Source organism: Paenibacillus sp. FSL R10-2199, assembly GCF_038000235.1.
Classification (GTDB): Bacteria; Bacillota; Bacilli; order Paenibacillales; family Paenibacillaceae; genus Paenibacillus_AQ; species Paenibacillus_AQ phytohabitans.
This window is the reverse complement of sequence record NZ_JBBOBO010000001.1, coordinates 1,088,378-1,101,403: the sequence shown is the minus strand read 5'-3', so window position 1 is coordinate 1,101,403 and position 13,026 is coordinate 1,088,378. Positions and strand designations below refer to the sequence as shown.

The following is a 13,026-nucleotide window of genomic DNA, read 5'->3' as shown; positions in this document are numbered from 1 at the left end:
CTTCCCTCACAGCTTCTGCGCGAACTGGTTCAGCTGCTCGGACATCGTCCGGATCTCCTCGATGAAGCTGGAGATTTCATTCGTTGAAGCAGCCTGCTCCTGCCCGACTGACGCAATCTGATGGATGGATTGGCTGATCTGCTTCATCGCGGCTTGGATCTCCCCCAGGGTATCCCGGATCCGCTGCGCAGACTGCTCGGTTTCCTTCGAGAATTTGCGGATTTCTTTCGCTACAACATCGAATCCCCGCCCCTTCTCTCCTGCGTGGGCAGCCTCAATGGCTGCATTAATCCCGAGCAGATTCGTCTGGTCGGCGACCTTTCTGAGGACAGCCAGCACTTCATCGCTTTTTTTGACACTTTCGGCGGTCGTTTCTGACTGGAGCAGCAGCTTCTGCGAGAAATCGGCAAGCAGCCCCGAGCCCTCTGCCACATGCCCAATCCGGGCGTTAGCCTGATTTAGGGAGACCGAGATCTGATCAGCGATTTCGCGCAGCTCGGTCTGTCTGCGGACCTGGATGCAGACCGCCCCGCAGACGCTTCCATCCTCTCCGTGTACCGGAAGAACCGTACCGACGAATTCATACCCATAGTAGTCCTTAGGGACATTAGCTTTCGAGAATTCATCATTTCTCAGCGCATGATACAGAGGTTCGTCCGCAAGAATTATCTGTCCTGCCCGAATTCCCAGATCAATGGACGTTCCAGGGAAATAAGCGATGAACTTCTCCACATCACAGACAGCAATAGATACATCATAGGGAAAAGCAGCTTTCAGGACCGGTGCCAGGTTCACTATATCTTCAAGGGAGCGGATAATGTTCTTCATGGATGTGGGTTCTCCTTCATTAAATCACTTCATTAAATCGCTTCATTGCACAGTACAGAAATATCTAGATTAAGGTTCGACATTTTTCAATGACTATCCTTTATTCAAAAACTTAATATTTAAAATTTAATCATGTCCTCTTAACTTAAGTCAATGAAGCCCTGCAGGCGCCTTAGTACAATATAACCACAATCAATAATCAATCAGGGGGTTATGCTAATGTCTGCTGCAGTGGCTCGAACCGGGGGAATATCGCTCATTGTAATGGCGGTTGCCGCCGCGCTCTCGTACGGATATGTCCAAGGGAGTCTGGTAGTGGATGGAGATGCCGCTGGTACCTTCGCCAATCTTCAGGCCTCTCCGTCGCTGTTCAGGGCCGGGATTCTGGGCTGGGTACTGATTATGGCCTGTGATGCGGCAGCTGCCTGGGCCTTATATCTGGTGCTGAAGCCTGTGCATCCGGGCCTGTCCCTGCTGGGAGCATGGCTGCGCCTGGCTTATACGGCAGTGTTGGGGGGTGCTGTCTCCAGTCTGATCGTGGTATCACTTCTTACCGGTAACAGGGAGGTTGCGCTTTCCGGCTTCACACGAGGGGAGCTGCAGGCGGAGGTCATGCTTCATCTTCATGCTTTTGAAGCGGTATGGTCGGCTGGTTTGATTCTGTTCGGGGGGCATCTGCTGATTATAGGTGTGCTGGCGTTATGGTCGGAGAATATTCCGAAGCCCGTCAGTGTGCTGCTGCTGCTGGCAGGCTTCGGCTATATTGTGGTTCATCTGTGCGGCACACTTGTGCCCGGGTATGGAGAATTCCTCCAAATCATCAAATGGGTGTTCATGCTGCCGATGACCGCAGGGGAGCTGGGGCTTGGCATCTGGCTGCTGTTCAAAGTCCCGGCTGCGCGTGTTCGCGCTCAAGCCGCTTCTTAATCCGGCTGAGCGACTCCGGTGTCATCCCGAGATAGCTGGCCAGCTGATGCTGGGGGACGCGGCTGATCAGGCCGGGCCTCCGATGCAGCAGTGCCTTGAGGCGGTCTTCGGGGGATGCCGCAATGAAGGCGGCGAATTCCGCCTGCACCTGTCCGAAATTCTCCTCGATCATCCGGCGTGTCATCAGCTCCAGCTGCGTGTGTCTGGCGTACATTTCCCTCTCGGTATTCAGCGAACCGACAACCAGTACGCAGTCCTCCAGACAAGTCAGGCTGTATTCCGACGAGGCATCCTCTTTATGCGCATTGAAGATAGCGATCGCCTGCTCCTCTGTGTAGAAATTCGAGGTGATGTCGCGGCCTGTGACGTCAACACTATGCTGCCGTACGCATCCTTTTAACACGAAATAGCAATGACCGGGAACCTCCCCCTGCCTAAGCAGCGTGGCTCCCTTGCTGTATTCCTCAACAAGAATCTCCTCCAGAATGGCCTGCTGCTGCTCTTCACTGAAGGAGGTCAGCCGGGTCATATATTGGAGTAATCTATGCTTCATGTTTCGGATTCCTCCTTATAATGCTACTGACAACATGTCAGTAGCGTTTGAACATTCTTGCACTCATGTATTGATTATACTGACATCCGCATCACTTTTCTCCTTCTTGCTCCGCATGGAGTACAGGACGAACAACAGAATGAACCATAGGGGCGTAAACAGCAGCGCCGGACGGGTATCATCTGCGAACAGCATAATGATCAGAATGGCGGCAAACAACGTTAATACCGCATAATTGATAACCGGTGTGAACGGTGCTTTGAATTTGGACGAGGCATGTAAGTCCGGACGGTTCTTCTTATACTTGATATGACATACGAGCACAACCCCCCACACCCAGATGAAGCAAATGGCGCTGATCGTTGTAACGATGCCGAAAGCCTGACCCGGAATAAGCTTGCTGAGCAGCGCCCCGGCCGATATAACTATTGTAGAAATAAATAAAGAGTTAGCAGGCACATGATTTCGGTTCAGCTTGCCGAGCTGCGGGGAGGCCTGATCCCTTCTGCTCAGATTATACAGAATCCGGCTGGTTGAGAACATCCCGCTGTTGCAGGCGGAAGCCGCTGAGGTTAAGACGACGAAATTGATAATACCTGCAGCAACCGGAATCCCGACCAGACTGAAGGTCCGCACAAAAGGACTTTCAGCCGCACTGAGCTGGGTCCACGGGTTAATGCACAGCAGGACGAAGAGCGCGCCTACATAGAAGAAGAGAATCCGCAGAGGAATTTTGTTAATCGCCGAGGGGATATTTTTCTCCGGATCTGCTGTTTCTGCGGCTGATACACCCACAAGCTCCACACCGACATAAGCGAACACAACCATCTGGAAGGAAAATAAGAAGCCCTTGACACCGTTCGGGAACACGCCCCCGTGCTCCCAGAGATTGCGGACCGTCACCGATCCCGCATCCGTCTTGAACCCGATGACCAGCAGAATGATTCCCAGGCCAATTAAGGCAAGAATCGTGACGACTTTGATTAGGGCAAACCAGAATTCGAGTTCGCCGAAGCTTTTGACCGTCAGCAGATTGAGTCCTAACAGAATAATCAGGCAGATGACGGCCGGTACCCACTGCGGGATATCGAACCAGTACTGCACATAAACGCCCACTGCAATCACATCCGCCATCGCCGTCATAATCCAGCAGAACCAGTAGGTCCAGCCTGTAATGAACGCAGCCCGCGGCCCCAGATAGTCTTCAGCAATGTCCGTAAAAGATTGATATCCCGCTTTGGAGAGCAGCAGCTCACCCAGCGCCCTCATCACAAAAAACACGGCAATTCCCACGAGTAAATACGTGATCATAATGGACGGCCCGGCCTGCTGAATCGCTCTGCCTGATCCCAGGAATAACCCCGTACCAATCGTGCCGCCGATAGCGATCAGCTGTACATGACGGTTCGCCAAATCTCTCTTTAATTCTGTCTGTGCCATTGCCTTTTTCCCCCTTAATGTGTACAACGCTATGCTGCCAAATAACATAAAAAAGAGATTGGATATCATCCAATCTCCCGGTTCATAAGAATATCAAAATAAGCTACCTGCGCCGCTGACCGTAATTAATCAGCATAACAAATACAAATTCCGTACTCTTCTGTCCTTTTGCCTGAGATTGTGAACCCTTCGGCGCTGCGGTCTCCCGCAGTCTCTCCAGAAGCTGCTCCTGCTATAGTGTGATCCATAGCAATCATAGCCCGTGTGATGTATTAAATTGGTGAAGCGTTAATGCATTCTGATATTCTAACATATTACTCGGCATGTGAGTATTGAACAGTGATAAAAGTCTCCTACCTATGGCTAGATGTCTAGGGTGCGCTCCTGCACTACAGCGGCATAAATGTTGTACGTTTTGCAACTTGGATGCGCAGATACCCGGTTGTTTAGATAGATTGTTGTATGAAATACAACAATTTTCGATTTAGTCCAATTTAATGAAGCGAATGTTGTATTTTGTACAGGATTTTAGAAAATCACGGGCACGGAGGATGAGTTTGCCGGTAATACCTTGGCTCCGCATTAAAAAAAAGCAGACAGGCAACAGCCCATCCGCTCATTTGATCCAACATTATTCCGCTATTTATTTAATGATTACATAATCCAGGCCAACCAGCTTGGCGTAGGTAACGATCTGATCTGTAGTCAAGTTGAGCGACACCACGGTATGGTGGCCGCCGCCATTCTCGATCCATGCCTTAATTCCATCCTGGAAGTTAGGCTTCACCTGCCAGAGCACACGGGCCACTGGAAGATTCGGAGCCGGAACCGTCGGCTCGAAGGCAGTAACTTCATTGATCAGCAGCTTGTAATGCGTGCCGAAGTCAGCCATCGATACCACGACGCCTTCGCCAGCCTTGCCGTCGAATACGAGACGGGCCGGATCTTCGCGGTCGCCGATTCCCAGCGGAGACACAAGCACCTTCGGCTTGTTGCTGGCCAGGCTCGGGTCAACCTCAAGCATGTGGGACTGCAGAATCGCTTCCTGTCCGGCAGCCATTTCATAGGTGTAATCTTCCATGAATCCGGTGTTCAGGTTGTGGCTCATCACCTTCATCAGGCGGTCCAGGGCCGCTGTCTTCCAGTCCCCTTCGCCGGCGAAGCCGTAGCCTTGTGCCATCAGACGCTGAACGGCAAGACCCGGAAGCTGCTTCATGCCGTGCAGGTCTTCGAAGTTCGAAGTGAACGCATTGTAGTTGCCGGCATCCAGGAAGCGTTTGAGGGCAATTTCATAGCTGGCCTGTACCTTCACGCTGGCTTCCCATGCTTCTTTGCTGTATGAACCGTAATCGAAATCATACTGCTCTGCATATTCAGCGAACAGCGCATCAATTTCTTCTTCCTTCACTTCGTTTACATACGCAACCAGGTCGCCGATCCCGAAGTAATCCACGGTCCAGCCGAACTGAATCTGGGCTTCTACCTTGTCGCCTTCGGTAACGCCCACGTTACGCATGTTGTCGCCGAAGCGGGCCACTTTGATGTTGAAGCTTTCGTTATATGCAACGGCAACGTCCATCCATTCGGCAATTTGCTTCTGGACTTCGGCGCGTTCCCAGTACCCTACCACCACTTTGTTCTGTTTCTTCAGGCGGGCATTGATGAACCCGTATTCACGGTCGCCATGGGCAGCCTGGTTCAGGTTCATGAAGTCCATATCCAGAGTAGCCCAAGGAATGCTCTCATTGTATTGGGTAGCCAGGTGTAGAAGCGGCTTCTGCAGCAGCTTCGTGCCGCGGATCCACATTTTGGCCGGGGAGAAGGTATGCATCCAGGTGATGACACCCGCAACCTCGTCACGGTAGTTGACTTCTTTCATGATCGAAGTGATTTTGTCTGCGCTGACCGCCAGATCCTGCAGCACCAGCGGATAAGGCAGCACACCGCTGTTATTGAGGGCATCCGTCATCTCCTGTGCATGAGCTTTGACTTCACCGAGGGCTTCTTCTCCGTACAGATGCTGTGATCCTACAACAAACCAGAATTGCTTAGCGCTTACTGTTGACATATTATTTCATCCTCTTCTCTTGGATAATATATAAATCAGATTATTTCTGACCGTAATAAGCGCCTTTACCATGCTTGCGCAGATAGTGTTTATCCAGAATCCGCTGCGGCAATTCTTCAGCGAAATGGTTCAGCTCGCGGGCAAAATGGTTCAGCTTGGACACTTCCTCCAGCACCACGCTGTTCATCACTGCATCATGGGCATTCTTCCCCCAGGTGAACGGGCCATGGCCTTTCAGCAAGACGCCGGGAACTGCCATAATATCAAGGCCCCGCTGTTCAAAAGTCTCAATGATCACGCGTCCGGTCTCCGCTTCATAGCCGCGGTCAACCTCCTCCTGCGTCAGGAAGCGCGCGCAGGGTACCGCGCCATAGAAGGTGTCGGCATGTGTCGTGCCCATTACAGCAACATCCAACCCGGCCTGCGCCCAGATGGTCGCCCAGGTCGAATGCGTGTGCACGATGCCGCCGATTTCTGCATAATGCTTGTAGAGTACGGCATGGGTCGGTGTATCCGAGGATGGTCTCATCTCCCCTTCAACCACGTTACCGTCGAAATCCACTACGACCATATCGCTAGGCTTCATTTTGTCATAGCTGACGCCGCTTGGTTTGATGACGAATACGCCTTTCTCACGGTCAACTGCGCTCACATTGCCCCAGGTGTATTTGACGAGTCCATGCTTAGGCAGGTCCAGATTGGCCTCGAATACCTCTTCTTTCAGTTGCTCCAACATAGGTTAACCCCTCCCGTTTTCTACCAGATGATCTACAGCAGCCTGCTCGATCGCGATCCCTGCAGTATAACGTTCCATGAACAGCTCGAAGCCCTTCACATCAGCCGCATCCGGATGGATGATTTGTCCTTCCACATCCTTAAATACCTTGTGGTCAAGGAAGTCATCAAGACGCTCCTGCTGTGCTTTGTTCTGCATGTAAGAGGCCAGAATCGCCATCCCCCATGCGCCGCCTTCTCCGGCTGTTGCCATGACCGAGACAGGGACGTTCATTGCAGCGGCCACGATTTTTTGCCCGACAACAGGAGTTTTGAATAATCCGCCGTGAGCCAGAATGCTGTCGATCGACACTTGCTCCTGCTTGGTCAGAATATCCATTCCGATCTTCAGCGCGCCAAAAGCGGAGAATAAATGCGTCCGCATGAAGTTGGCCAGATTGAAGCGGCTCTCCGGTGAGCGTACAAACAACGGCCGGCCTTTCTCAATCCCGGTAATATTCTCCCCGGAGAAATACCCGTAGCTCAGCAGACCGCCGCCATCGGCATCCGCCTCCAGTGCCTTATTGAACAGGACACTGAACAGCTGGCCGGGATCAGACTTAAAGCCCATTGCCTCCGAGAATTCACGGAACAACCCGATCCAGGCGTTGAGATCACTGGAACAGTTGTTGGCATGAACCATGCCGACCGGACTGCCGTCTGGAGTAGTAACCATATCAATCTCCGGATATACGGCTGTAAGATCCTTCTCCAGCACGATCATTGCAAACACGGAAGTGCCTACGGAGATGTTACCGGTCCGTTTGCGGACACTGTTCGTAGCAACCATACCTGTTCCGGCGTCGCCTTCCGGAGGACACAGCGGAATACCCGGCTGCAGCTCCCCGGACGTATCCAGAATTAACGCACCCGCTTCTGTTAATAGCCCCGCCTGCTCGCCCGCAGTATACACTTTAGGGAGAATATCTTTCAGCTTCCAAGGGTAGCCCTTATCTGCAATAAGTTCATCGAACTGTGCAACCATCGCTGCATTGTAATCCTGCGTGGCCTCATCTATCGGGAAAACCCCCGAAGCATCGCCGATCCCGATCGCATTGCTGCCGGTCAGCAGCCAGTGAATATACCCGCCCAGCGTTGTTACGAACTCCGCCTGAGGCACATGCTCTTCCCCGTTCAGTATCGCCTGATACAGGTGCGCTATGGTCCAGCGTTCAGGGATGTTGAACTGGAAGACCTCCGTTAATTCTTTGGCCGCAGCACCGGTTGTTGCATTACGCCAGGTCCGGAACGGAACCAGCAGCTCACCTGCGCTGTCAAAAGCCATATATCCGTGCATCATTGCCGAGAACCCGATAGAACCGACGGTCTTAAGCGTAATACCGTATTTCTGCTGGACTACCTGCTTCAGTTCACGGTAAGCCTCCTGCAGGCCCTTGATAATGTCTGTCAAATGATACGTCCAGTACCCGCCCTCAAGCAGATTCTCCCACTCGAAGCTTCCGGATGCGATGGTCTCGAAACGCTGATCAATCAGTACTGCCTTGATACGTGTGGATCCAAATTCGATACCCAGTGAAGTTTCTCCCTTAAGTATCGCTTGCCCGATGTTCTGATCCATGCCCACGTTACTCCTCTCTGAACCAAACTGTTATAATAGAAATGGAAAGAAGGCGCTTCCTTTATTAACAGACTTAGTATATTTTTTGTTCGTACATTTGTCAACACAACACACAAGATATACATACAAATTTTACAGTGAGAAATCCATATTTCCCTTGAAACGCTTATACATAGTAGACATTGGATTATAATAACGATATATTCATACTATAATGTGTACGTACAACTATCGCAGATATACCGATTCGTATATGAACAACCATGAAAGAAGTGAGCCGGGTGAAAACCAAATACCAGATTATTTTTGATGATATAAAAAGCAATATACTGTCAGGAACCTATAGTGTGGGCGAGCAGATTCCTACAGAATTAGCCTTGCAGGACACCTATGGTGTGAGCCGGCAAACCGTCCGGAAGGCTATCCTGGAGCTATCCAATGAGGGCTTTCTAAGAAGCGAGAAGGGATCAGGCACCTATGTAAGCAACCAGTTCCGGTCCAAATCGGGGGGCAATCAGAGCACTAAAACCATAGGTGTCATCACGACCTACCTCTCAGATTACATCTTCCCTTCCATCATCCGCGGGATCGAGAGCAGACTGAATGAGGATAATTATTCGCTGCTGCTCGCCAGTACCAATAATGATGTCGCCCAGGAGAAGAAGGCGCTGGAGATGATGCTGTCCTTTGGCGTCGAAGGTCTCATTATTGAGCCTACGAAGAGCAATCTGTACAACCCCAATATCGCCTACTATCTGTCGTTCAAAGAACAGGATGTCCCGTTTATCATGATTAATGCTTATTATGAAGAACTGGAGGTGCCTTTCTTCTGCCTTGATGATGTGCAGTCCAGTTACCTGGCGACCAGAGAGCTGATCTCCAAGGGCCATACCCAGATCGGTATTATTGCCAAAATGGATGACCTGCAAGGCAAATACCGCATGAAGGGTTATATCAAAGCGCTTGGAGAAGCCAAATTACGCTTTCACCCCGAGCAGGTGCTGTCCTTCGATACCGAGTCCAAGCAAGCCCTGTCCGAGAACCTGAAGCAGTTCCTGACCGATAACAAAGAGGTATTAACAGCTATTGTCTGCTATAACGATGAGGTTGGCCTGGAAGTCGTAAATGTGTGCAGACAGCTGGAGATTTCGATTCCGGGGGATTTATCAATTATTGGCCAGGATAATTCTTATATCGCCAAGAATGCGGGCATCAAGCTCACGACCTTAACCCATCCGCAGGAGCAGATGGGCCGTGATGCCGCTGAGTGGGTTATTAAAAAGCTGCAGGGGAAGAAGGATTTGCGGAACAGCACCTATTATCAGCCTGTGCTGATTGAGGGGGAGACGGTAAGGGCGCTGGAGTGAGTTCAGTCCAGAAGTGTGGAGATGAGGATACTCTCAATCTTTGCGTCCTTGATGTGAAATGACATGAAATCCACATAGTTAGCCGGTGCAAACCGGTAGTCATCCTCTTCATTGGGTGCTCCATCTCCGACCAGCTTGCCCTCGGGATAAGCTTTTTTAAGAGTCTCTACAGTGTCGCCAACCTTGATATTGCGGACCGTGGCATATTTGGGATCGGTAATTTTAATACTGAAGATATAGAACCGCTTGCCTTCAGCCGCTTCATCAATCGTTTTGATCTCAAGCCCCGGGAATTTGTACTGCTTCTCCGTGAAGCCGAGCAGTGTATCCATATTCAACCCGTCATCTGCGGAATAGGTATGGGATTTCTTCTCCGCCGCCTTCCCCAGCATGCTTTCCAGCTTGGTATCGTCCACGAAGTCGGAAATGGCAATGGTATGGTCTTTATGGACAAAAGCCAGCTCTTTTAATATCACATTCCCGTCCTTTTGAATGGTGCCCTCCTTGATTACCCCGGAACCGGAGTTGTTACCGGCTGAAGCAGCGGGTGAAGGTTCAACCGGAGCCGGAGTTGCAGCTTCTTCAGTAGCCTTGGTACTTGCAGCAGGCGCCGTTGCAGGTGCTGCCGATGGTGAATCCGCCTCATTTGCCTGGCATCCTGCCAGAAGTGTCATAAGCAATATTGCGGACAGCATTAGGGCTGCCGGTTTTTTTAATGCGTTCATTATTAACCCTCCATAATTAAGTTATTTATCTTATGAGGTTAGTATAGGGAAACAATTTATTAGTGTAATAACAGACTTGTATCATTCATGTAACATCACATTAGCGGCAAAACGATGGACACTTGGGTTCCCGCGTCAATTTCGCTCTCAATGCTCAAATACCCGCCAAATTTCTCGGCGATTTCTTTACATATGGATAACCCCAGTCCGGATCCTTTGGCAGCATTTGAATTACTGGCCCGGTAGAATCTTTCCTGAACCCGTACAATCTCATCCTCGCCGATCCCGATCCCCTGATCCCTTATTTGCACGACTGCTTCATTCTGTCTGATATAGGCTTCAATGCTTATCTTCGTACGGGGATTGGAATACTTGATGGCGTTGTCCAGAATATTGGCGATGGCGTGTGACATCAGGATTTGATTTACATATACGAAGGCCGGTTTCCCCTGCCTGATGTCCAGCTCTATTTCTTTATTATCGGCTTTGGCTCTCATCCCTGCTGCCACTTGAACGGCTAATTGCGTTAAATCGGTCTTCTCAGTACCCATATCCTCCGGACCCGCCTTGTCAAACCGGGATAACATCAATAACTCATTGATCAGCAGGGTCAGGCGGTCTGATTCATTTACAAGATGAAAATATATCTTTTGCAAATCCTCATCCTCATTCTCACCCTCATATAAATATTGGGAGAATCCCCGGATAGCAGCGAGCGGTGTTTTCAGTTCATGGGATACGTTGGAGACAAACTGCTTCTGATACTGTATATAGTCGCTGAGCTGGATACCCATCCGGTTCAATCCTTCAGCCAGCATCCCCAGCTCATCCTTCCTGTTCAAGTGCACCTGCTGGAACTGCTGTTTGGAGAAGCTCTCCGTGGCACCAAGCAGATATTTGATCGGCTTGGTTGTATTACGGGCAATGAATAGACTGGAGAGCGTGATCAGTACAATAAATCCTCCTGCACCGGCAAACAGAATATACCTAATTTTTTCCATAATATCATAGAAATATGAAATGTCCTCCACGAACTCGAACACATAACTATTCTGATAATACTTATCCTGAATGGGTATGGCGAAATACAGCAGATGATTATCAGTAATCGTGTAAGAATAATTCCCCTTTAGCGCGTTCTGGATATTCCCCGCGAAGATCAGGGGCGTCTTGTTATTTATTATGATCCCATCCACAGCTAGTCCCAGCAGCTTCTGATTGCTGTCATAGATCCGCACTTCCTTACCTGAAGCCTTTAACGTTTCCAGAGCACTTCTCGGCACATCCGTGGGCTGGCCTTCCTCCGCTGCTTTATCATGCTTCGTGAGAATTTCCCTGAAGGACAGCTCACATAAATCCGCCTTTTCCATCATTTTCTTCTCTATGGTTACGAAGCTGAAGTATTCGATCGCTTTGTTGACTGAAATAATAATAACGGCAAAGGACAACACCGAGAACAATAAATAATTCAACAAAAGCCGGGTTGCATATTTCAGGCGGAGCCACCTCCAAGCTGATAACCAAATCCGTAAATCGTTCTAACGTATTTCGGATTCTCGGCATCATCCTCCAGCTTCTTCCTTAACCGCATAATGGTCATATCTACGCTGCGGCTGTCCCCCAAGAAATCATATCCCCACACGAGCTCCAGCAGTTCATCCCTTGTATAAATTTTCTCCGGCCTTTTCAGCAGCATTTCGAGAATTTTAAATTCTTTTGCCGTCAGCGAAATTGGCACACCGTTTTTCTGCACCACTCGGGTCTCCAGATCAAACGCCAGTTCTTCATGCTTCATCCGGGTATTCTCATCACTTTGCTTCGGATCACTATTGTCATATCTTCTAAGCACAACTTTGATCCGGGCAAGGAGTTCCCGGTTATCAAAAGGCTTGGTGATGTAGTCCTCTGCCCCCAGCTCAAGTCCTAATACCTTATCTATAATCTCATTCTTGGCCGATAACATAATCACAGGCATCGCCTGCTTCTTAGTGATTTCCTTGCATAGGTCATAGCCCGAGCAATCCGGCAGCATCAAATCCAGCAACACCAGGTCCGGCTGAAAAGAATCCAGGATCTGTAGTCCCGTGCTTCCGTTCTCTGCCGTCTTCACCTGGTAGTTTTCTCTCCTGAGTACAAGCTCAATCAAGTCTCTAAGGGCCGCCTCATCATCAATCACGAGAATTTTTTTCAATCGATCCTTCCTCCTCCAGTAGAAGCATTCACAGGTAGCTTCCCGCCAATAGTCAGGTTGGTGGCTTTCCCTTCTAATATTAACACTACATTATAGGGTTAACCGCACAAGCTATGAAGTTCATAGTCAGGGCGAAAACCAAAAAAATTATTCAATAAGCAGTTCACCTATTCCCTTTCCTAACATACCTTGAATAAACCACTGGAAAGGGGACAAATCAATGTATCTGCTCTGGGTGTTGATTATCGGCGGAATTATCGGCTGGCTAAGCGGCAATCTGATTGGACGCGATGTTCCAGGAGGCGTGCTGGGAAATATCATTGCCGGCTTTGTCGGCTCCTGGCTGGGTACCGAGCTGCTGGGGCCGAGGGGGCCCGTTGTTGGTGGATTCCATATCATTCCAGCCATTGTTGGTTCAATTATCGCCTTACTGATATTCTTTGCACTGGCCCGCGGGGGCGCATTCCGGAAACGTTAGAATCCCGCCGGCTCTAGCTTCAGCTTCATAACAGAGACCCTCCTGCAGTACCGGGGAGGGTCTCTGTCATGCATAACCCTTCATTCTTGCGGGGGA

Annotated in this window: 12 protein-coding genes and 1 riboswitch; of the genes, 3 read left to right on the top strand and 9 right to left on the bottom strand. The window is 50.0% G+C overall.

The window, feature by feature from the left end:
* Window positions 1–6 precede the first annotated feature (6 nt).
* Window positions 7–828: a methyl-accepting chemotaxis protein gene (locus tag NYE33_RS04875; protein ID WP_042140495.1), complete on the bottom strand. Its 822-nt coding sequence runs from the start codon at window positions 826–828 to the stop codon at window positions 7–9.
* A gap of 219 nt (window positions 829–1,047) precedes the next feature.
* On the opposite strand from NYE33_RS04875, the gene NYE33_RS04870 reads away from it, so the two are divergent.
* The gene (locus NYE33_RS04870; RefSeq protein WP_341064925.1) at window positions 1,048–1,755 is read left to right on the top strand and encodes a DUF4386 domain-containing protein; all 708 of its coding nucleotides are present in this window, start codon (window positions 1,048–1,050) and stop codon (window positions 1,753–1,755) included.
* Here NYE33_RS04870 and NYE33_RS04865 read toward each other — a convergent pair.
* The 5 genes from NYE33_RS04865 to NYE33_RS04845 form a co-directional block, all read right to left on the bottom strand.
* Window positions 1,712–2,308: a Crp/Fnr family transcriptional regulator gene (locus NYE33_RS04865; protein ID WP_341064922.1), complete on the bottom strand. Its 597-nt coding sequence runs from the start codon at window positions 2,306–2,308 to the stop codon at window positions 1,712–1,714. The two genes, NYE33_RS04870 and NYE33_RS04865, sit on opposite strands and share 44 nt — an antisense overlap.
* A 63-nt stretch (window positions 2,309–2,371) precedes the next feature.
* A complete protein-coding gene (locus NYE33_RS04860) occupies window positions 2,372–3,748 on the bottom strand; it encodes an amino acid permease (RefSeq protein WP_336100080.1) in 1,377 nt (458 codons plus the stop codon).
* A gap of 150 nt (window positions 3,749–3,898) precedes the next feature.
* A riboswitch (glycine riboswitch) is annotated at window positions 3,899–3,978 on the bottom strand.
* A gap of 413 nt (window positions 3,979–4,391) precedes the next feature.
* Window positions 4,392–5,816, bottom strand: coding sequence for an L-arabinose isomerase (araA, locus tag NYE33_RS04855; protein ID WP_039296120.1), 1,425 nt, complete (start codon window positions 5,814–5,816; stop codon window positions 4,392–4,394).
* Window positions 5,817–5,856: 40 nt separating this feature from the next.
* The gene (locus NYE33_RS04850; RefSeq protein ID WP_042140499.1) at window positions 5,857–6,552 is read right to left on the bottom strand and encodes an L-ribulose-5-phosphate 4-epimerase; all 696 of its coding nucleotides are present in this window, start codon (window positions 6,550–6,552) and stop codon (window positions 5,857–5,859) included.
* A gap of 3 nt (window positions 6,553–6,555) precedes the next feature.
* Window positions 6,556–8,169, bottom strand: a complete 1,614-nt coding sequence (locus tag NYE33_RS04845; protein WP_341064919.1) for a xylulokinase — start codon at window positions 8,167–8,169, stop codon at window positions 6,556–6,558.
* 281 nt (window positions 8,170–8,450) lie between these two features.
* Here NYE33_RS04845 and NYE33_RS04840 point away from each other — a divergent pair, with 281 nt between their 5' ends.
* A complete protein-coding gene (locus NYE33_RS04840) occupies window positions 8,451–9,536 on the top strand; it encodes a GntR family transcriptional regulator (protein WP_076243677.1) in 1,086 nt (361 codons plus the stop codon).
* 2 nt (window positions 9,537–9,538) lie between these two features.
* Here NYE33_RS04840 and NYE33_RS04835 read toward each other — a convergent pair whose 3' ends face one another.
* The 3 genes from NYE33_RS04835 to NYE33_RS04825 all read right to left on the bottom strand — a co-directional run bounded on the left by NYE33_RS04835 (window position 9,539) and on the right by NYE33_RS04825 (window position 12,452).
* Window positions 9,539–10,261, bottom strand: coding sequence for a hypothetical protein (locus NYE33_RS04835; RefSeq protein WP_340948586.1), 723 nt, complete (start codon window positions 10,259–10,261; stop codon window positions 9,539–9,541).
* 95 nt (window positions 10,262–10,356) lie between these two features.
* On the bottom strand, window positions 10,357–11,736 hold the full coding sequence (locus NYE33_RS04830; RefSeq protein WP_341064916.1) for a sensor histidine kinase: 1,380 nt from the start codon (window positions 11,734–11,736) through the stop codon (window positions 10,357–10,359).
* A 17-nt stretch (window positions 11,737–11,753) separates the two neighbouring features.
* Window positions 11,754–12,452 carry a response regulator transcription factor gene (locus NYE33_RS04825; protein ID WP_341064914.1) on the bottom strand — a complete coding sequence of 233 codons (699 nt, stop codon included), beginning with the start codon at window positions 12,450–12,452 and terminating at the stop codon, window positions 11,754–11,756.
* 220 nt (window positions 12,453–12,672) lie between these two features.
* Between NYE33_RS04825 and NYE33_RS04820 the strand changes: the two genes are divergently transcribed.
* Window positions 12,673–12,930 (top strand): GlsB/YeaQ/YmgE family stress response membrane protein, encoded by a 258-nt coding sequence (locus tag NYE33_RS04820; RefSeq protein ID WP_039296107.1) that lies wholly within the window; start codon window positions 12,673–12,675, stop codon window positions 12,928–12,930.
* Window positions 12,931–13,026 lie beyond the last annotated feature (96 nt).

Bases quoted from the DNA above. Each gene is read 5' to 3' on its own strand.
- NYE33_RS04865 (WP_341064922.1), bottom strand. From the start codon at position 2,308: ATGAAGCATAGATTACTCCAATATATGACCCGGCTGACCTCCTTCAGT.
- NYE33_RS04845 (WP_341064919.1), bottom strand. From the start codon at position 8,169: ATGGATCAGAACATCGGGCAAGCGATACTTAAGGGAGAAACTTCACTG.
- NYE33_RS04820 (WP_039296107.1), top strand. From the start codon at position 12,673: ATGTATCTGCTCTGGGTGTTGATTATCGGCGGAATTATCGGCTGGCTA.
- NYE33_RS04860 (WP_336100080.1), bottom strand. From the start codon at position 3,748: ATGGCACAGACAGAATTAAAGAGAGATTTGGCGAACCGTCATGTACAG.
- NYE33_RS04875 (WP_042140495.1), bottom strand. From the start codon at position 828: ATGAAGAACATTATCCGCTCCCTTGAAGATATAGTGAACCTGGCACCG.
- NYE33_RS04835 (WP_340948586.1), bottom strand. From the start codon at position 10,261: ATGAACGCATTAAAAAAACCGGCAGCCCTAATGCTGTCCGCAATATTG.
- araA (WP_039296120.1), bottom strand. From the start codon at position 5,816: ATGTCAACAGTAAGCGCTAAGCAATTCTGGTTTGTTGTAGGATCACAG.
- NYE33_RS04870 (WP_341064925.1), top strand. From the start codon at position 1,048: ATGTCTGCTGCAGTGGCTCGAACCGGGGGAATATCGCTCATTGTAATG.
- NYE33_RS04850 (WP_042140499.1), bottom strand. From the start codon at position 6,552: ATGTTGGAGCAACTGAAAGAAGAGGTATTCGAGGCCAATCTGGACCTG.